This window comes from Mesorhizobium sp. B2-1-1 (assembly GCF_006442975.2).
In the GTDB taxonomy this organism is placed as follows: domain Bacteria; phylum Pseudomonadota; class Alphaproteobacteria; order Rhizobiales; family Rhizobiaceae; genus Mesorhizobium.
On sequence record NZ_CP083954.1, the window covers coordinates 1,075,682 to 1,093,950 of the forward strand.

Annotated in this window: 16 protein-coding genes; 8 read left to right on the forward strand and 8 right to left on the reverse strand. The window is 63.8% G+C overall.

Annotated features, from left to right (window positions below; all coding sequences use genetic code 11):
- Positions 1-121 precede the first annotated feature (121 nt).
- Complete coding sequence (locus tag FJ972_RS05175) at positions 122-340, forward strand: DUF1674 domain-containing protein (RefSeq protein WP_140524986.1); 219 nt, start codon at positions 122-124, stop codon at positions 338-340.
- Positions 341-400: 60 nt separating this feature from the next.
- Here the strand turns inward: FJ972_RS05175 and FJ972_RS05180 are convergent, their stop codons facing one another.
- The gene (locus FJ972_RS05180; RefSeq protein ID WP_140492904.1) at positions 401-1,075 is read right to left on the reverse strand and encodes an HAD-IA family hydrolase; all 675 of its coding nucleotides are present in this window, start codon (positions 1,073-1,075) and stop codon (positions 401-403) included.
- 213 nt (positions 1,076-1,288) lie between these two features.
- Between FJ972_RS05180 and FJ972_RS05185 the strand changes: the two genes are divergently transcribed.
- From FJ972_RS05185 to FJ972_RS05195, 3 genes are all read left to right on the forward strand, one after another.
- Positions 1,289-2,158, forward strand: coding sequence for a transglutaminase-like domain-containing protein (locus FJ972_RS05185; protein ID WP_140524987.1), 870 nt, complete (start codon positions 1,289-1,291; stop codon positions 2,156-2,158).
- A 291-nt stretch (positions 2,159-2,449) separates the two neighbouring features.
- The gene (locus FJ972_RS05190; protein WP_140524988.1) at positions 2,450-3,928 is read left to right on the forward strand and encodes a TadE/TadG family type IV pilus assembly protein; all 1,479 of its coding nucleotides are present in this window, start codon (positions 2,450-2,452) and stop codon (positions 3,926-3,928) included.
- Between the two features lie 367 nt (positions 3,929-4,295).
- A complete protein-coding gene (locus tag FJ972_RS05195) occupies positions 4,296-5,558 on the forward strand; it encodes an SAM-dependent methyltransferase (RefSeq protein ID WP_140524989.1) in 1,263 nt (420 codons plus the stop codon).
- Here FJ972_RS05195 and FJ972_RS05200 read toward each other — a convergent pair whose 3' ends face one another.
- Both FJ972_RS05200 and acs read right to left on the reverse strand, forming a co-directional pair.
- A complete protein-coding gene (locus tag FJ972_RS05200; protein WP_140524990.1) occupies positions 5,559-6,299 on the reverse strand; it encodes an MOSC domain-containing protein in 741 nt (246 codons plus the stop codon).
- A gap of 8 nt (positions 6,300-6,307) precedes the next feature.
- A complete protein-coding gene (gene acs, locus FJ972_RS05205; RefSeq protein ID WP_140524991.1) occupies positions 6,308-8,263 on the reverse strand; it encodes an acetate--CoA ligase in 1,956 nt (651 codons plus the stop codon).
- Between the two features lie 304 nt (positions 8,264-8,567).
- On the opposite strand from acs, the gene FJ972_RS05210 reads away from it, so the two are divergent.
- The gene (locus tag FJ972_RS05210; protein WP_140492921.1) at positions 8,568-8,840 is read left to right on the forward strand and encodes an usg protein; all 273 of its coding nucleotides are present in this window, start codon (positions 8,568-8,570) and stop codon (positions 8,838-8,840) included.
- 232 nt (positions 8,841-9,072) lie between these two features.
- On the opposite strand, the gene FJ972_RS05215 is transcribed toward FJ972_RS05210, so the two are convergent.
- Complete coding sequence (locus FJ972_RS05215) at positions 9,073-10,107, reverse strand: aldo/keto reductase (RefSeq protein ID WP_140492924.1); 1,035 nt, start codon at positions 10,105-10,107, stop codon at positions 9,073-9,075.
- A gap of 58 nt (positions 10,108-10,165) precedes the next feature.
- Complete coding sequence (locus tag FJ972_RS05220; RefSeq protein WP_140524992.1) at positions 10,166-11,347, reverse strand: MFS transporter; 1,182 nt, start codon at positions 11,345-11,347, stop codon at positions 10,166-10,168.
- Positions 11,348-11,471: 124 nt separating this feature from the next.
- Between FJ972_RS05220 and FJ972_RS05225 the strand changes: the two genes are divergently transcribed.
- Positions 11,472-12,377, forward strand: a complete 906-nt coding sequence (locus FJ972_RS05225; protein ID WP_140492931.1) for a LysR family transcriptional regulator — start codon at positions 11,472-11,474, stop codon at positions 12,375-12,377.
- A gap of 154 nt (positions 12,378-12,531) precedes the next feature.
- Here FJ972_RS05225 and FJ972_RS05230 read toward each other — a convergent pair whose 3' ends face one another.
- The 3 genes from FJ972_RS05230 to FJ972_RS05240 all read right to left on the reverse strand — a co-directional run bounded on the left by FJ972_RS05230 (position 12,532) and on the right by FJ972_RS05240 (position 14,716).
- Complete coding sequence (locus FJ972_RS05230) at positions 12,532-13,581, reverse strand: aldo/keto reductase (protein ID WP_140524993.1); 1,050 nt, start codon at positions 13,579-13,581, stop codon at positions 12,532-12,534.
- Between the two features lie 117 nt (positions 13,582-13,698).
- Positions 13,699-13,953, reverse strand: a complete 255-nt coding sequence (locus FJ972_RS05235) for a type II toxin-antitoxin system Phd/YefM family antitoxin (RefSeq protein WP_140524994.1) — start codon at positions 13,951-13,953, stop codon at positions 13,699-13,701.
- A gap of 100 nt (positions 13,954-14,053) precedes the next feature.
- Positions 14,054-14,716: a YggS family pyridoxal phosphate-dependent enzyme gene (locus tag FJ972_RS05240; RefSeq protein WP_140524995.1), complete on the reverse strand. Its 663-nt coding sequence runs from the start codon at positions 14,714-14,716 to the stop codon at positions 14,054-14,056.
- 153 nt (positions 14,717-14,869) lie between these two features.
- Here FJ972_RS05240 and leuS point away from each other — a divergent pair, with 153 nt between their 5' ends.
- Positions 14,870-17,494 (forward strand): leucine--tRNA ligase, encoded by a 2,625-nt coding sequence (leuS, locus tag FJ972_RS05245; protein WP_140524996.1) that lies wholly within the window; start codon positions 14,870-14,872, stop codon positions 17,492-17,494.
- A complete protein-coding gene (lptE, locus tag FJ972_RS05250; RefSeq protein WP_140518239.1) occupies positions 17,481-18,059 on the forward strand; it encodes an LPS assembly lipoprotein LptE in 579 nt (192 codons plus the stop codon). The genes leuS and lptE overlap by 14 nt, the downstream gene beginning before the upstream one ends.
- Positions 18,060-18,269: the final 210 nt, after the last annotated feature.

Below are 18,269 nucleotides of genomic sequence, written 5' to 3' on the forward strand. Positions count from 1 at the left end.
TGCTCCCGTCCTGGTCGTGATGTAAGGGGGTCGATCCTCGTGGGCTCATCGCTATATGCTATATGATGGGAAACGCCGGTACCCGTTTCAATCGGCCTGTTTCAATCCGCCGGAATATCGCATGAACGACGAGACCAGTAAAACACCTGCCACTGATGACGAAGCGCGGCTGAAGACGCTGACGCCCGCCGCCCACCGCGCGCTTGAAGAGGCCGCGGCGCGGCGCGAGGACTACCGCCGCAAGGAAGCCGCGGTGCCGAAGGAAGTCGGCGGCCGCGGCGGCAAGGAGCCCGGCCGCTACGGCGACTGGGAGATCAAGGGCCTGACCAGCGATTTCTAATATGCCGGCCCAGCAAACAGCTAATTTGCTGGCAATCGGGTGTTTGATTGTCGCCAGAGCCTAGAAGGCCGCTGCCGCCGCTCGCTGCGGCTCGAGCGCGATCCAGCCGCGCTCGTCGACGGTGACGCCGATGGCGTCGTAGCCAGCGATCGCGGCATGCCGCGTCGCCAAGGGATGCCGGTGGGTGGCGTTTATGACCATGACCGCTGCGCCCGCCGCCTCGGCCGCCGTGATGCCCGCCGGGGCATCCTCGAACACGAGGCAATCGCGCGCATCGACACCGAGCCGCGTCGCGCCGAGCTGAAAGCAGTCGGGCGCCGGCTTGCCGCGTGAAACATCTTCCGCCGCGATCAGCACGGCAGGGACGGGGATGCCGGCGGCCTTCATGCGCAAGAGCGCCAGTTCGCGCGGTGCCGAGGTTACGATCGCCCAGCGCCCCGGCGGGAGCGCGTTGAGAAACGCGGCGGCGCTGGCGATCTGAACAATGCCCTCCAGATCGGCGGCTTCGGCCTTGAGCAAGAGGTCGGCCTCATGCGCCGGATCGACGCCCGGGAGCGCCAGACCGGCGATCGTCTCGATCGCCCGCACGCCATGGATCGTCGGCAGGAAGGCGGCGACGTCGAGCCCTTGCCGCCGCGCCCAGTCGCTCCACACCCGTTCGGCCGAGGCAATGGAATTGATGAGCGTGCCGTCCATGTCGAAGAGGAAGGCGGCGAATTTTCTGCCTGCGTACATGATTTTCCTTGATTTCGGGGAGGTCTTTCGAGGGAGCGCCGATGGTAACTTCCCGGCGCCGGCATTGGAAGCCGCGCGGCCACCTTTTCGGCATTTCCCCTTTTCGGCCATTTCCCTTTTCGGCAAGTCCCCTTTTCCGCAAGTCAGGGAACCGCGATCCGCCTCCGGCGTTTCAACTTCGCTGCTTTTCCACGACCATCGAAGGGGGACGCGATGCTGATTCGGCTCGGCTACGAAATGGCCATTGAATGCGCTGGAGCCACGCCGGTGATTTCAATGCTCGAGATCCACAGGGACAGGCAGGCCGACATCAAGCGGCAGACGCGCATGCTGACGTCGCCCGCGGTTCCGACCAGGCTCTACAGCGATTTGCATGGCAATTCGTGCCGCCGCTTTACCGCACCCGCCGGCACTTTTCGCATCCTCTACGATGCCGTGGTCGAGGACAGCGGCGAGACGGACGAGGTCAACACGCTGGCACGCGAGGTGCCGGTGGCCGAGCTGCCCGACGAGGTGCTGTTTTATCTGCTGGGCAGCCGCTATTGCGAGACCGATCACCTGAGCCAGCTCGCCTGGGAGCTTTTCGGCCGTTTGCCGTCCGGCTGGGCGAGGGTGCAGGCGATCGTCGATTACGTCCACAACCGGCTGTCCTTCGGCTATGGCTATGCCCGCTCGACCCGCACCGCGGCGCAGGCGCATGAGGAGCAGGTCGGCGTCTGCCGAGACTTCGCCCATCTGGCGATCACGCTCTGCCGCTGCATGAACATTCCGGCACGCTATGTGAATGGCTATCTCGGCGACATCGGCGTGCCGGCCGATCCGGCGCCGATGGATTTCTCGGCCTGGATGGAAGTGTTTCTCGACGGCAAGTGGTACACGTTCGACCCCCGCCACAATGTTCCGAGGATCGGCCGCATCGTCATCGCGCGCGGACGCGATGCCACCGACGTGCCGTTGCTGCACAGTTTCGGCCCGCACCGGCTCAGCCTGTTCAAGGTATGGACCTACGAACAGGAGAACAATCTGTTCAACCCGCCCTACCACGCCATCGACAGGACGGTCACCGCGCAGATGCTGGCCTGATCCGGGTTTCCATGCATCCCCATACTGCCTCGCTCTGGCACAGGTGCCGCTGTGCCGCGGCGGGACACGGCCGCGCGCCCTGTGCCGCGACATGCAGGATCTTGGTAAGCGCTTCGTAAATGCCGCGCGAACGCAGCATTGGCGTTTACCGGTCATTCACCTTTCCATCCTTGAAAGCGAAGTAAAAACAAGTGTCTAGTCCCTGGTGCGCGGCCGCTGGCCGCGCCCGGCCGGAATCCTGCATCGATCCGTTTGCCCGGCGACGAGGCCGGGGCGAGCGGAGAGAGAACGATGCGGATTTTCGGGGGTCTTGTGGACGCGGCCGGCGACTTTGCCAGGCATCGCGGCGGGAATTTCGCCATCCTGTTCGGATTCGCCGCCTCGGTCTTGGTGCTGGGCGTCGGCTTCGCCGTCAACATCACCCAGCTCTACAACGCCAAATCGAGCCTGCAGAGCGTGGTCGACGCCGCGGTGACGTCGACGGCGCGGGACCTGACGACCGGCGTCATCAAGGAGGCCGATGCCAACAAATCGGTGCAGGCCTTCCTCGACGCCAACAGCACGGCCGGCATCCTGCAGGCCAACCAGATCGTGCTCGACAGGCTGACGGTCGACAGGACCGCCAGGACGGTGCAGGCGGAGGCCCATGCCGACGTCGCCTTCTATTTCCCGCTGTTCGGCACGCGCGACATGCAGCGCGTTCCCGCCTCGACGACAGCGCTCTATTCGGACAAGCAGATCGAGGTGGCCATGATGCTCGACATAACAGGCTCGATGGCGAAGCGGGGCAAGGTCGACAAGATCGGCGATCTGAAAGCAGCAGCGAAAAACGCCGTTCGGACGATGCTCCGGAACCAGGATCCGAAGAACCCCCGCATCCGCGTCGCGATTGTGCCTTACGCATCCGGCGTGAACGCCGGCAAGCTGGCCGAAAACGTCTATGCCGAGAAGCCAGGGAGCTCTGAGCTGCCACCCGTCGCCGGCAGTTCGCTTCTCGTCGCCAAGACGGGCAAAAATTTGCTGCCGTCCTTCAGCGACTACATCTCCATTGTCGGCGCGGCGATGCCACGCCCCGATAATTGCGCCACGGAGCGCAAGGACAAAAATGGCGATGCGGATTTAAGCGCCGACGGCCCAGATGCTGTTCGCATGGATAAGAACGGCAAGAAGTACTATGCCCTGGTCAACCGGGATGATCATCTCGATGGCGGCGGAATGAACAAGTGTCCCGATGCGGAAGTGATCCCGCTGACCGCCGATTCCGGCGCATTGCTTGGTTCGATCGACGACTTCCAGGCTGACGGTTATACCGCCGGCGCGATCGCCATTCAGTGGACCTACTATATGCTGTCGCCGCAATGGCGCGCAGCGATCAAGAATGCCGGCCTCGGCGACGGCGCCTCGGACGTCAACGCGAAGAAGATCGTCAAGGTCGCGATCCTGATGACCGATGGCCAGTTCAATACCGCCTTCGCCGGTACCGGGGGCCGCTACAACAGCCAGGGCAATCTTGCGCGCGGCAACGCCGAAACGCTGTGCGGCAACATGAAAAATGACGGCATCGAGATTTTCACCATCGGCTTCGACCTGAACAACAAGGACATGTCGGCAACCGAGCGGGATCAGGCAAAGGCGGTGCTGAAGGACTGTTCGTCGAAAGATGCCTCCACCGCTCAAAAACATTATTTCGAAGTGTCGACCGGGGTGGAATTGGACGTCGCCTTTCAGGAAATCATCCGCAACACCGAAAAGGTCGCGCTGACGCAGTAAGCCGCACAAGGAAAAGGCCGCCGCTTCTTTCGAAGCCGGCGGCCTTCCGTGTTTCCGTCCATGGCGCGGCTCCTGGCGGCAACCCGAGGGGTCGCCCGCCGCGCATCTCGCGCCTTAACGGGAAGACTGCTTCCCGAAAGTGCAATCCGCTGAGGCCACGTTCTGGAAAACGAAATCACTCGACATCGGATCACCTCCTTTCAGTTTGTTGAACACGCACTGATGATGGGGTGCGTTGCAGCAAAAGACAAGACGCCGGATGGAAAAAGACGTTTTTCCGGCTTGGCCGCGTCCTTTCGTGCAATCGGGTTGCGGCCAGGGGTTCAAGCGGACAAGATCGGCCTACCGAATGTAGTGGGGGGACGGCATGGACGCTACCGAAAGAGCAGCACGCATCGTTCGCACGGTCGTCCAGGCGCTGAAGCCGGGCTTTGCCGTCAGGCTTTGGACCGGCGAGCGCATCGGTCCGGCCGGCGGCCCGGTGCTTGCCATCAACGACCAGGACATCGTCTGGCAACTGGCCCGCCGGCCAAATTTCTCGACGCTTGTCGAGATGTGGATTTCCAAGGCGGTCGATGTGGAGGAGGGGTCGCTGTTTGATCTCTATGCGCTGCCTTCGCAGGGCAAGCTGCGGTTCAAGGCGCTGCCGAAGCTCGCGATCATGCGCGACCTGCCGGCCGTGCTGTTCTCGCGAAGGCAGATGACGCAACGCGCCGACCTCGCCGGGCAAAATCCCTTTGTCAGCGGCTCCAACAAGCAGGCGATCCAGCATCATTACGACATATCGAACGCCTTCTACCGGCTCTTCCTCGACGAGCGCATGGTCTACAGCTGCGGGTATTTCAAGGATTTCGCCAATGACATCGACCAGGCCCAGGCCGACAAGCTCGAGCATATCTGCCGCAAGCTCCGGCTGAAGCCTGGCGACCGCCTGCTCGATATCGGCTGCGGCTGGGGCGCGATGCTGATCCATGCGGTGAAGCATCATGGCGTCGTCGGCCATGGCGTCTCGTTGTCGGAGGCCCAGACCGGACTCGCCCGCGAACGCATTCGGGCCGAGGGGCTGGAGGACCGGATCACCGTCGAGATAAAATCCTATGCCGAGCTCACCGGAAGCTTCGACAAGATATCCTCGATAGGCATGTTCGAGCATCTGGGGCTGGCCAACCACGCCGCCTACTTCTCGACCGTCCATCGCCTGCTCAAGCCGGGCGGCGTCTATCTGCATCATGCCATCACCAGGCGCAGCAAGGGCAGCATGAAGAAGACCTTGCGCAAGGGCTCGGAATACAAGGCGCTGATCAAATACATCTTCCCGGGTGGCGAAATCGACACGATCGGCATGACGTGCGGCAATCTGGAAGCACACGGCTTCCTCGTCCACGACGTCGAGAATCTACGCGAGCACTACGCCCGCACCTGCCGGCTGTGGGCAGAGCGCCTGCATGCGCGCTTCGACGAGGCCATCGCCGAAGTGGGAGAAGCCAAGGCGCGGCTGTGGCTGCTTTACCTGGCCGGCTGTTCGATCGCCTTCGATCGCGCCTCGGCGCAGATTTTCCAGACGGTCGCCACCAAGCGGACACGGGGCCCGAGCGGCCTGCCGCCGACGCGGGCGGATTTGTACCGGTAGTCAGGCGAATCGCATCCCGTCGCCGACCTTGACGTTGGCCGCGCGGTCGATGGTGCAGTAGACGCCGAGATTGTGCGCGTTATGACGCACCAGATTGCGCAGGATCGCCGGATCGTCGTCGAAACCGTCCTGGGCGATGATGGTGAAGCCGCAGCGGCGGCACGGCTCGGAGATGGTCAACAGCAGGTTGCCGACGGCGAGCTTCCTGCCGATCCATTCGGTTTCGGGGAAAGTGCCTTCGACCGCCCCCATGTCGATGACGATGTTGGGACGGAAGCGGCGTGGATCAGGAGTGCCTTGCGGATGCAGCGCCTTCAGGCGCGCCAGGGAGGCGGTGGTCAACAGATGGATCGGCGCCTTGCGGTAGCGCGCCTCGGTCAACGGGCCGGCATAGGCCGGCGGGGCGTTCTCCAGGCCGAACGGACGGATCGAGGCCGGAAAGCCTAGATAGTCGGAAACGGCACGGTCGCTTTCGGCGCCGGGCGCCGCCAGCCAATCTGCGCCGGGAATCGCGATCTCGAGCCTGCGGTCGCCCGTCAACCGGGTGCGGATGCGCGGCACCTTGTGCCACTTCGGCTCGCGATCGGGCCGGGCGATCTCATTGTCGGAGGCATCGACCAGGCCGAACATGCGGTCGCCCTCGATGCTCTCGGTGCCGACCGCGATCATCTCCAGGCGTTCGCCGGCGAGCGAACTCGCCGGATAGCGCCAGAGTTCGGCAACGCTGCCTATCGCGGCCATGGCCGGTGTCAGCCTTTCTTGTTCTGGCGGTTGGCGACGAGGTCGTCGACGACGGCCGGATCGGCGAGCGTCGAGGTATCGCCAAGGGCGCCGAAATCGTCCTCGGCAATCTTGCGCAGGATGCGCCGCATGATCTTGCCCGAGCGGGTCTTGGGCAGGCCCGGTGCGAACTGGATCTTGTCGGGCGTGGCAATGGCGCCGATCTCCTTGCGGACATGGGCGAGGAGCTCCTTGCGCAAGTCCTCGCTCGGCGTCTCGCCGGCCATCAGGGTGACGTAGCAGTAGATGCCCTGGCCCTTGATGTCGTGGGGATAACCGACGACGGCGGCTTCCGAAACCTTGTCGTGGCTGACCAATGCGGATTCGACCTCGGCCGTGCCCATGCGGTGGCCGGAGACGTTGATGACGTCGTCGACGCGGCCGGTGATCCAGTAATAGCCGTCGGCATCGCGGCGGCAGCCGTCGCCGGTGAAGTACTTGCCCTTGTAGGTCGAAAAATAGGTCTGCACGAAGCGGTCGTGATCGCCATAGACGGTGCGCATCTGGCCGGGCCAGGACTCGGTGATGCACAGATTGCCGTCGGCGGCTCCTTCAAGCACCTTGCCATCGCCGTCGACCAGTTGCGGCTTGACACCGAAGAAGGGCCGCGTGGCCGAGCCGGCCTTGAGGTCGGTGGCGCCCGGCAGCGGCGTGATCATGATGCCGCCGGTCTCGGTCTGCCACCAGGTGTCGACGATCGGCACCTTGGCGTTGCCGACGATGTTGAAATACCACTCCCAGGCCTCCGGATTGATCGGTTCGCCGACCGAGCCCAGCACGCGCAGCGATTTGCGCGAGGCCTTTTTCACATGGTTGTCGCCGGCGCCCATCAGGGCGCGCAGCGCCGTCGGCGCGGTGTAGAAGATGTTGACCTGATGCTTGTCGATGACTTCCCAGAAGCGCGACTGCGAGGGGTAATTGGGCACGCCCTCGAACATCAGCGTGGTGGCGCCGTTGGCGAGCGGCCCGTAGACGATGTAGCTGTGGCCGGTGACCCAGCCGACATCGGCGGTGCACCAGTAGATGTCGCCATCATGATAGTCGAAGACATATTGGTGCGTCATCGAGACGTAGACGAGATAACCGGCCGTGGTGTGCAGCACGCCTTTCGGCTTGCCGGTCGAACCCGACGTATAGAGGATGAACAGCGGATCCTCCGCCTTCATCTTCTCCGGCTTGCACTCAGCCTTAACGGTCGCGGCCTCTTCGTGGTACCAGACGTCGCGGCCCGGCGCCCAGCCGATCTTGCCGCCGGTGCGGCGGACCACCACTACCTTTTCGACCCTGGTACCGGCTTTTGCCGCGATCTCGATTGCCTTGTCGGTGTTCTCCTTCAACGGGATCGGCTTGCCGCCGCGCAGGCCCTCGTCAGCGGTGATGACGATGGTTGACTTGCAATCGTCGATGCGGCCGGCGAGCGCGTCGGGCGAAAAGCCGCCGAAGACGACCGAGTGGATGGCGCCGATACGCGTGCAGGCGAGCATCGCATAGGCCGCTTCCGGGATCATGGGCATATAGAGGGTGACGCGGTCGCCCTTCTTGACGCCGTGCTTCTTCAGCACGTTGGCGAAGCGGCAGACATGCGCATAGAGCTCATTGTAGGTGATCTTGCGGTCGTCGTAGGGGTTGTCGCCTTCCCAGATGATGGCGGTCTGGTCGCCGCGCTTCTTCAGGTGGCGGTCGATGCAGTTGTAGGAAACATTGGTCTGGCCGTCCTCGAACCATTTGATGGAGACCTTGCCGTCGAAGGAGGCGTTGCTGACCTTGGAGAAGGGTTTGAACCAGTCGATGCGCTTGCCGTGCTTGCTCCAGAACCTGTCCGGATTCTTCACGCTGTCGGCGTACCATTTGAGATAGGTGTCGTTGTCGATCAGCGCATTCTTCTTCCAGGCCGGCTGAACGCGGTGGACATGAACCTCGGACATTTCCTGCTTTTCCTCCCGAAACTAACGCCGGCTTGAACCGCCAGCGGGATCGCGGCGACGCGGCCGCGAATTCGCGCGCATTATTAACAGTTCCGCGATGACGGCAACATTAGACGTTGGGTTTGCGCGGCGGGATGCCGCACATGGGTCCGCGGCTGCTGTCAGCACTTGCACCGGACCGCTGCTAACTTCATGTTTTCGCGTGCTAAAGCCGGTTTCGATCAAGAAAAAATCAATAGACGGTTAAGCAACTGCGCGCACAATCCATTGTTGGGAGGAAGGAGAATCAACCCGGGGAGCAAAAATGCGCGACCAGCTTGAAATGGACCTGATGCTGCGGGGCTATGGCCTGACTACGGCCAATATCCTTTATCATTTCCCAGACCATCCGCATCTGTTGCAGAGCTTCATATGGCAGGACTACGACATCGCGCCGAAGTTTCCGGTGCTGATCCGCTTCATCGAGTTCTGGAAGACCAAGCTCGAGGGGCCGCTGCATTCGGTCAGCTACACGCACCAGAAGCTCATCGCGCCCAACGAGTGGCGCAAGGTCGACGGCGAATTCGTGCTGCATTAGGGGCCGCTGCTTCGAGGCCGTAAGGTCGGCACTCTACGGCGCCCCCCTCTGTCCTGCCGGACATCTCCCCCACGAGGGGGGAGATCGGCAGCTTTGCTAACAGCGCCATCCCTTCACGTTGGAAATTGGCGAAAGCCGAGGTGACATCCAATCTCCCCCCGTGGGGGAGATGTCCGGCAGGACAGAGGCGGGCGCTGCCCCGCTAACCTTCGGCTCTAGCGGTCGGACACGCTCAAACCGCCGGCGGGCTCAGCCGGGCGAAGGCCTCCTGGCGGCGGTAGGGAAAATAAGGGTAGGGCGCGGTGACCTCGCTTGCCGCATCGAGCTTCCCGATCTGCTCCGGCGTCAACGTCCAGCCGACGGCGCCGAGGTTCTGGCGCAACTGCTCCTCGTTGCGGGCGCCGATGATGACGGACGACACGGTCGGGCGCTGCAACAGCCAGTTGATGGCGATCTGCGGCACGGTCCTGCCTGTCTCCTGCGCCACCGCATCGAGGGCCTCCATGACCCGGTAGAGATGCTCGTCCTCGACCGGCGGTCCGAAGCTCGCGGTGTCGTGCAGCCGGCTTTTGTCGGGCAATGGCTGGCCGCGACGGATCTTGCCGGTCAGGCGGCCCCAGCCGAGCGGGCTCCAGACCAGCGCGCCGACGCCCTGGTCGAGGCCGAGCGGCATCAGCTCCCATTCATAGTCGCGGCCGACCAGCGAATAGTAGACCTGATGCGCGACATAGCGCGGATAGCCGTGCCTGTCGGCCAGCCCGAGCGATTTCATCACCTGCCAGCCGGAGAAATTGGAGACCCCGACATAGCGCAATTTGCCGGCGCGCACGAGGCCGTCCAGCGTCGATAGCACTTCCTCGATCGGCGTGCCGGCATCGAAGGCGTGCAGTTGCAACAGGTCGATGTAATCGGTGCCGAGCCGCTTCAGCGCGGCGTCGACGGCCTTGATCAGCCGCGAACGCGAGGAACCATAGTCGGCCGGCCCGTCGCCCATCGGCAGCGAGGTCTTGGTCGAGATCAGCACGGCATCGCGCCGGCCCTTGATCGCCTCGCCGAGCACCTCTTCCGAGGCGCCGTTCGAATAGACATCGGCGGTGTCGAACAGATTGACGCCGGCCTCGAGGCAAATGTCGACCAGCCGCCGCGCTTCCCTGGCGTCGCTGTTGCCCCATGCGCCGAACAGCGGGCCGGAACCGCCGAAGGTTCCCGCTCCGAACGAGAGCACCGGCACCTTCAGGCCCGATGCGCCAAGATTTCGATAGTCCATTTTCTTACTCCTTGTGATTTTGAAAGAAGTCGAATCGATCCGGCTTTGCCGGCGAGCTTCACGACCGAACGCAGACGGGCGCGCCGAGCGCGGTGCCGCGGTCGAGACGCAGGGCCAGTCCCGCCACGGCGAGTGCCGCGACCGGCAGCAGCGCGGCGACCCAGGTGAGCGAACCCAGGCCAAGACCTTGGGCAATGACCGCGCCGCCGAGCCAAGCGCCGGCCGCGTTGCCGAGGTTGAAGGCGGCGATGTTGAAGGACGAGGCGAGGCTCTGGCCAGCACCTTGGGCCTTTTCCAGCACCCACATCTGCAATGGCGCCACGGTGGCGAAGGCGGCGGCGCCCAGCAGGCCGACATAGATCACGGCCAACACCTGGCTGTGGATAGCAAAGCTCATGGTCGCCAGAACCAGGGCGAGCACCACAAGACTGCCGAGCACCGCCGGCACCAGCCAGCGGTCGGCGATCTTGCCGCCGGCGATATTGCCGGCGATGAGGCCGCCGCCGAAGACGAGCAGGATCGGCGAAACGGCCGCTTCCTTGAAGCCGCTGATCTCGGTCAGCAACGGGGCGATGTAGGTGAAGACGGCGAAGACGCCGGCATAGCCGAGAACGGTGGTGGCGAAGCCGAGCAGGACGGGCGTGCGGCGCAGCACGGCGAGATCGGCGCGCAGGTCGCTCTTCACGGGAGTTGCTTGGCTGCGCGGCACCAGTGCCAGGATGACGGCAAAGGCCGCGAGACCGACCGCGGTCACCGCCCAGAAGGTGGCGCGCCAGCCGAAAGCCTGGCCGAGCCAGGTGCCGAAGGGAACGCCGAGAATGTTGGCGATGGTCAGGCCGGTGAACATGAGCGCGATCGCCGACGCCTTCTTGTTGGGAGCGACGAGTCCGGTGGCGACCACCGAGCCAACGCCGAAGAAGGTGCCATGGGCAAAGGCGGTGATGACGCGCGCGCCCATCAATGTCCAATAATCAGGCGCCAGCGCACAGGCCAGGTTGCCAATGGTGAAGATCGCCATCAGCGCCAGAAGCACCGTCTTGCGCGGCCAGTTGCCGGTGGCGATCGTCAGCAGAGGTGCTCCGATGACGACGCCCAGCGCATAGCCGGAAATCAGTTGGCCGGCGGCCGAGATCGAGACGCCGAGATCTTTGCTGACGTCGATGAGCAGGCCCATGATGACGAATTCGGTGACGCCGATGCCGAAGGCGCCGGCGGCGAGAGCATAAAGAGCGAGAGGCATGATGTTTCCACTTCGGCGGTGACGGGCGCCCTGTCCAGGCCGCGCCCCGAACGGGAAGATCGTGTGGCCATGCGATGTGAACCAGACTTGCTCCAGGCATACTTTCTGTGAAATAGATTCACAGATGGCGAGATCCGACATCAACCGTTCCGGCGAGATCGAAGTGTTTGTACGCGTCGTCGAGGCGGGCAGCTTTTCGGCGGCGGCACGTGCCTTGCGCATGACCCCGTCCGCGGTGAGCAAATTGATCGCGCGGCTGGAGGCCAGGCTCGGCGCGCGGCTGGTCACCCGCTCGACGCGCAAGCTGCAACTGACGCCGGAAGGCACTGCTTTCTACGACAGCGGCATGCGCATCCTCGCCGACATGGACGCGGCCGAGCGCGAGGCGGCCGCCGGGGCGGCGCCGCGCGGCCGGTTGAGGGTCAACAGCTACGTGCCGTTCGGCCACCACCGGCTGATGTCGCTGCTGCCTCGGTTTCTGGAGCGTTATCCCGAGATTTCCGTCGACGCCGTGCTGACAGACAGCGTGATCGACCTTCTGGAGGAGCGCGCCGATGTGGCGATACGCGCCGGGCCCTTGCGCGAGTCACGGCTGGTAGCGCGCAAACTGGGGCAGAGCCGGATGGTGCTGGTCGCGGCACCCTCCTATGTCGAAGCGCGTGGGACGCCGCGCACGCTGGCCGATCTCGGGCGTCACAATATGCTGGCCTTCGGCTTTGCGCGGCATATAGACGGCTGGCCTTTTGTCGATGCGGCAGGTGCGCCGGTCATCGTCCCGGTTGTCGGAAACGCAACGCTGACCGACGGCGAGGCGATGCGGCGGATCGCGCTGGCGGGAGGCGGAATCGCTAGGCTGGCGCGCTGGCATGTCCAGCCGGACATCGACGCCGGGGCATTCGTCCCGTTGCTGGAGGAATTCAACCCAGGCGACGAGGAGGCCACCCATGCCGTCTATGTCGGCCAGGGCAAGCATCTGCCTGCGCGGGTGCGGGCTTTTCTCGATTTTCTCTCGGAGGCCGTTCGCCTCTAGAGCAGTTCACCGTTTCGTGGAAACGGCGAACCGCTCTAACTCTTTGTTTTGACGCAATTCTGGACAGAAAACCGCACACACTTTTCTTGGAATTGCTCTAACTGAGAAGCCGCGTACCTAAGGCACGCGGCTTCGAAGCAAGCTCGAAAAGCGATCAGGCCTTCGGCACGAACGGCGCCGGCCGCCGGCCGGCCGCCTGCCGCTCCAGCATCCAGCCGGGATATTCGGCCGGCAGCGCGCTCACCTCGTCCAGTCTGGCGAGATCATCGGTATCAAGTTTGAGGTTCGTGGCGGCAAGGTTCTGTTCGAGCTGATCCATGCGGCTGGCGCCGATGATCACGCTCATCACGAAGGGCTTGGCCAGGACATAGCCTAGTGCCACGGTAGCGACGCTGACGTCATGCTTTTTGGCGATCTCGCGCATGACCGCGACCGCCGCCCAGGCGCGGTCCTCGTTGACCGGTGGGAAGTTGAAGGAGGCGCGGCGGCCCTGGCCATTGCCGGGCGCACCAGGGCCGTATTTGCCGGACAGCAGGCCGCCGGCCATCGGCGACCAGACCATCAGACCGAGCTTCTCCTCGTTGATCAGCGGCACGATCTCGCGCTCGAGATCACGACCGGCGATCGAGTAATAGGACTGGATGGTCTCGAAGCGGGCAAAGCCCTTGCGGTCGGCTATGCCAAGCGCCTTGGCGATGCGCCAGGCCTGCCAGTTGGATACGCCGACATAGCGGACCTTGCCGCTGGCGACGAGATCGTCCAGTGCCCTGAGCGTCTCATCGATCGGCGTCACCGCGTCGGTTCCGTGCAACTGATAGAGATCGATATGATCGAGCTGCAGCCGTTCCAGGCTGGCATCGACCGAGTCCATGATGTGGCCGCGCGAGGAGCCGCGCTGGTTCGGGCCTTCGCCCATGGCGCCGTGAACCTTGGTGGCGACGACCACGCTCGACCTGTCAACGCCGAGATCCCTGAGCGACTGGCCGAGCAGGCGCTCGGATTCGCCGAAGGAATAGACATCGGCCGTGTCGAAGAAATTGACCCCGGCGGCGAGCGAGCGGCCGACGATCTCGTTGACGCCTTTCTGGTCGAGACTGGCGATCAGGCCCCATTGGGCATTCTGGCCGGCTGCACCGAAGGTCATGGTGCCGAGGCAGAGTTCGGAGACGAACAGGCCGGTATTTCCAAGCTGGTTGTAACGCATGGCGAAGGCTCCAAAGATTTGTGATGACACAGATCAAATAGGAACGGTACGTTTCGTTTCCAGCGCTGGCGTAATCAGCCGGTAGAACTGGACCATCTTGCCGGTGACAGAAACTTGTCAGAGATGGACCGCTCGGATCATTGTGTTCGGGCGGCGATTGACCTCCTCGACAAACTCGTCATCCCAGACGGGGCCGGAGAGAAGATATTGCGCAAGGGAGGGCTTTGCGCCAACCCACCGTTCGTAGTCCTCAACCGCTAGCACCACGGCAGATGGCTGCCCTCGCACCGTAATGGTTTGCGGCCCTTTTTCGCGCGACTGTCTTACCAGCTTCGAGAGGTTGTTTCTTGCGTCCCGCAGCTGCCAGCTCAAGAAGACTACTCCTCGCTTAACTCGCAAGATGTGTTCAGTCCGTCTGTGTATCATGGGCTTAGAACTCACAGACGACAGGGCCAACCCAGGGCGGACGGCTTTATCGACTGCCGAAGATCGCCGAACCGACCCTGACACTGGTGGCGCCGAAGGCGATGGCCGTCTCGTAATCGCCGGACATGCCCATCGACAGTTTGGCGACGCCTGCCTCCCGCGCCAATTTTTCCAGCAGGGCGAAATGCGGGCCGGGGTTCTCGTCCGCCGGCGGGATGCACATCAGGCCTTCGATGGCGAGGCCGTGGACATCGCGGCAGCGGGCGACGAAGGTCACGGCGTCGCGCGGCTCGATGCCGGCCTTCTGCGGCTCGGAGCCGGTGTTGACCTGGACGTAGAGCTTTGGTGCCCGGCCTTGTCGGGCGATCTCCTTGGCGAGTTCGGCGGCGATCTTCTCGCGATCGACCGTCTCGATGACGTCGAACAGCGCCACGGCTTCCCTGGCTTTGTTCGATTGCAGCGGTCCGATCAGATGCAGTTCGACATCGGGGAAAGCCTCTTTCAGCGCCGGCCACTTGCCCTGCGCTTCCTGCACCCGGTTCTCGCCGAAGACGCGCTGGCCGGCCTCGATGACGGGCCTGATGTCGGCGGCGTCAAAGGTCTTGGAAACGGCGACCAGCGTCACCGCGCCAGCGTCGCGCCGGGCTTCGCGCTCGGCGGCGGCGATCTGCGCCTTGACCGCGAAAAACTGCTGAACGGCATCGTCCATGTCCAAATCCCGCTGTTTTGACCGCGTTTTTTCCAGACGCGATACCCATATGGTTGACGGGTTTGCCAAACCATGGTGAACACCCGGACCACATCCAATGGACTGCCGAGCTGTCGCCCGCAGTCCGCATGCTTTTTAAGTGAAAAACGTCCCATGGCAACCGAACGATACAATCCGCGCGCGTCAGAGCCCAAATGGCAGAAGGCCTGGGCCGACAGGAAGCTGTTCGAGGCGCACAACGATGATCCGCGCCCGAAATACTACGTGCTGGAGATGTTCCCGTATCCGTCGGGACGCATCCATATCGGGCATACGCGCAACTATACGATGGGCGACGTGGTGGCGCGCTACAAGCGGGCCAAGGGTTTCAACGTACTGCATCCGATGGGCTGGGACGCCTTCGGCATGCCGGCCGAGAACGCGGCGATGCAGAACAAGGTCCATCCCAAGGAATGGACCTATCAGAATATTGCCACCATGCGCGAGCAGCTCAAGGTCATGGGCCTGTCGCTGGACTGGGCGCGCGAATTCGCGACCTGCGATGTCGACTACTACCACCGCCAGCAGATGCTGTTCCTCGACTTTGTCGAGAAAGGCCTGGTGACGCGCAAATCCTCGAAGGTCAATTGGGATCCGGAGGACATGACGGTGCTCGCCAACGAGCAGGTCATCGACGGGCGCGGCTGGCGCTCGGGCGCGCTGGTCGAACAGCGCGAGCTGACGCAATGGTTCTTCAGGATAACCGACTTTGCGCAGGATCTCCTGGATTCGCTCGATCGCCTCGACGAATGGCCCGAGAAGGTCAAGCTGATGCAGCACAATTGGATCGGCCGTTCGGAAGGCCTGCTGATCCGCTGGCCGCTGGCGGCTCCCGTCGCCGGCGAGCAAGAGCTGGAAGTCTATACGACCAGGCCCGACACCATCTTCGGCGCCTCCTTCATGGCGGTCGCCGCCGACCATCCGCTGGCCCGGAAGGCCGCCGAGACCAATCCGGCGCTGGCGAGCTTTATTGACGAAGTCCGCCATATGGGCACTTCGGTGGCGGCGCTGGAGACGGCCGAGAAGAAGGGCTTCGACACCGGCATCCGCGTCGTGCATCCGTTCGACGAGAACTGGACGCTGCCGGTCTACGTCGCCAATTTCGTGCTGATGGACTACGGCACCGGCGCCATCTTCGGCTGCCCGTCCGGCGACCAGCGCGACCTCGACTTCGCCAACAAATACGGCCTGCCGGTGATCCCGGTGGTGATGCCGGAAGGGGCTGAGCCCAAGACCTTCCAGGTCATCGAGGAAGCCTATGTCGACGACGGCGTGATGATCAATTCGCGCTTCCTCGATGGCATGAAGCCGGAGCGGGCGTTCGACGAGGTGGCGAAGCTGCTGGAGCAGAAGACGATCGGCAACCGGCCGATGGCCGAGCGCAAGGTCAACTTCCGCCTGCGCGACTGGGGCATTTCGCGCCAGCGCTACTGGGGCTGCCCGATCCCGATGATCCATTGCGAGGATTGCGGCGTGGTGCCGGTGCCGAAGGCAGACCTGCCGGTGAAGCTGCCCGACGATGTCGAGTTCGACCGCCCAGGCAACCCGCTGGACCGCCACCCGACCTGGCGGCACGTCAAATGCCCGCAATGCGGCAAGGATGCGCGGCGCGAAACCGACACGATGGACACGTTCGTCGATTCGTCCTGGTATTTCGCCCGCTTCACCGCGCCCTGGGCGAACGAGCCGACCGACCCGAAGGCGGCGAACGAGTGGCTGGCCGTCGACCAGTATATCGGCGGCATCGAGCACGCGATCCTGCATCTGCTCTATTCGCGCTTCTTCACCCGGGCCATGCGCGAGACCGGCCATCTCGACCTGGCCGAGCCGTTCAAGGGCCTGTTCACGCAAGGCATGGTGGTGCACGAGACCTATCGCGTGGGATCGGCATCGAACGGGCGCTGGCTGGCGCCGACCGAGGTGCGGCTGGAGGACGTCGACGGCAAGCGCCGCGCCGTCGAGATCGCCACGGGCGAGACGGCGGAGATCGGCTCCCTGGAAAAGATGTCGAAGTCGAAGAAGAACACGGTCAGCCCGGAAGACATCACCGACGGCTACGGCGCCGACACCGCGCGCTGGTTCATGCTGTCGGATTCGCCGCCCGAACGCGACGTCGAATGGACCGACGATGGCGCCGCCGGCGCGCATCGCTTCATGCAGCGCATCTGGCGCCTGGTCTCGACCGCGGCCGAATCGCTGGCCGGCATCGCACCCATAGCGGGCGGTGGCGGTGAAGCCGGGGCGGTTTCCAAGGCCACGCACAAGATCCTGAAAGCGGTCGGCGAGGACATCGAGAAACTCGCATTCAACCGCGCCATCGCCCGCATCTATGAACTCGCCAACGTGCTGACCACGCCGCTCAATGACGTGGCCGAAGGCAAGGCCGATACCGCGCTCAAAGGCGCCTGCCGGGAGGCCGTGGAGGTGCTCGTGCACCTGATCGCGCCGATCATGCCGCATCTGGCCGAGGAATGCTGGGAGGCGCTCGGCGGTGCCGATCTGGTCGCCGAACGGCCGTGGCCGATCTTCGACCCGGCGCTGGTCGTTGACAATGAGGTCACCTATCCGGTCCAGGTCAACGGCAAGAAGCGCGGGGATTTGACAATTGCCCGCGACGCGGACCAAGGTGCGGTCGAAAAAGCCGTGCTCGCTCTCGACTTCGTGCAGAAGGCGCTCGAAGGCAAGGCTCCGCGCAAGGTGATCATCGTGCCGCAGAGGATCGTCAATGTCGTTGCCTGATCGGGAAAAGACAGAGCTGAGCCGTTTGCTGCGCCGTGCCGCGCTTGCCGGCCTTGTCGGCTCGCTTGCGCTCGTTTCGGCCTGCCAGGTGCGGCCGCTCTACTCGAGCGCGCCGCTGTCGACCGGCTCGAGCGCCAATGCCGAACTGGCGTCGATCGCCATCAAACCGGTCAGGACGCGTTACGGCCAGCAGGTGCGCAACAATTTGATCTTCGGATTTGGGCGCGGCGCCGGCGAACCGGCATCGCCGGCCTACTCGCTCGACCTCGGCGTGACCGAAGCCGTTGAATCCTCGGCGCTCGTGCAGGTCGGAACCGACCAGGACGAGCCGACCGCCGGTTCGGTGACGCTGACCGCCGGCTACAGGCTGACCGATGCCAAAACCGGGGCGGTGATCGCGACCGGCAAGCGGGCGATCACTTCGTCCTTCGACAGGCCGCGCCAGGAATTCGCCGCGTACCGGGCACAGATCGATGCCGAGAACCGCGCCGCGCGCGAGCTTGCCAACGCGCTGCAACTGTCCATCGCCCAGGATCTCGCACGGCACGGCAAGACGGCCGGTTAGCGCCGCTCTCCGTTTCATGGTGGCATAACAATCTGGTGCCTGAAGGCCGCCTTTGCCACGGCTCCGGAGCCGGTTCTCCGTTCGCCTTTAGCCGAAGCGCGCGGGTGTGTTGAGGATCGTGGGATGACGATCGGCCGCACGGATCCGATCGTCCGACACCGCTGTGAAAGTCACGCTTCGCCGCTCTTGGGGGGCCGACGGGAAGCAACT

What these genes read in the sequence shown, in the direction of transcription:
- FJ972_RS05210 (WP_140492921.1), top strand. Translation starts at nt 8,568, where the DNA reads ATGCGCGACCAGCTTGAAATGGACCTGATGCTGCGGGGCTATGGCCTG.
- FJ972_RS05175 (WP_140524986.1), top strand. Translation starts at nt 122, where the DNA reads ATGAACGACGAGACCAGTAAAACACCTGCCACTGATGACGAAGCGCGG.
- FJ972_RS05240 (WP_140524995.1), bottom strand. Translation starts at nt 14,716, where the DNA reads ATGGACGATGCCGTTCAGCAGTTTTTCGCGGTCAAGGCGCAGATCGCC.
- FJ972_RS05215 (WP_140492924.1), bottom strand. Translation starts at nt 10,107, where the DNA reads ATGGACTATCGAAATCTTGGCGCATCGGGCCTGAAGGTGCCGGTGCTC.
- FJ972_RS05180 (WP_140492904.1), bottom strand. Translation starts at nt 1,075, where the DNA reads ATGTACGCAGGCAGAAAATTCGCCGCCTTCCTCTTCGACATGGACGGC.
- FJ972_RS05200 (WP_140524990.1), bottom strand. Translation starts at nt 6,299, where the DNA reads ATGGCCGCGATAGGCAGCGTTGCCGAACTCTGGCGCTATCCGGCGAGT.
- lptE (WP_140518239.1), top strand. Translation starts at nt 17,481, where the DNA reads ATGTCGTTGCCTGATCGGGAAAAGACAGAGCTGAGCCGTTTGCTGCGC.
- FJ972_RS05225 (WP_140492931.1), top strand. Translation starts at nt 11,472, where the DNA reads ATGGCGAGATCCGACATCAACCGTTCCGGCGAGATCGAAGTGTTTGTA.
- FJ972_RS05190 (WP_140524988.1), top strand. Translation starts at nt 2,450, where the DNA reads ATGCGGATTTTCGGGGGTCTTGTGGACGCGGCCGGCGACTTTGCCAGG.
- FJ972_RS05230 (WP_140524993.1), bottom strand. Translation starts at nt 13,581, where the DNA reads ATGCGTTACAACCAGCTTGGAAATACCGGCCTGTTCGTCTCCGAACTC.
- acs (WP_140524991.1), bottom strand. Translation starts at nt 8,263, where the DNA reads ATGTCCGAGGTTCATGTCCACCGCGTTCAGCCGGCCTGGAAGAAGAAT.
- FJ972_RS05195 (WP_140524989.1), top strand. Translation starts at nt 4,296, where the DNA reads ATGGACGCTACCGAAAGAGCAGCACGCATCGTTCGCACGGTCGTCCAG.
- FJ972_RS05220 (WP_140524992.1), bottom strand. Translation starts at nt 11,347, where the DNA reads ATGCCTCTCGCTCTTTATGCTCTCGCCGCCGGCGCCTTCGGCATCGGC.
- leuS (WP_140524996.1), top strand. Translation starts at nt 14,870, where the DNA reads ATGGCAACCGAACGATACAATCCGCGCGCGTCAGAGCCCAAATGGCAG.
- FJ972_RS05185 (WP_140524987.1), top strand. Translation starts at nt 1,289, where the DNA reads ATGCTGATTCGGCTCGGCTACGAAATGGCCATTGAATGCGCTGGAGCC.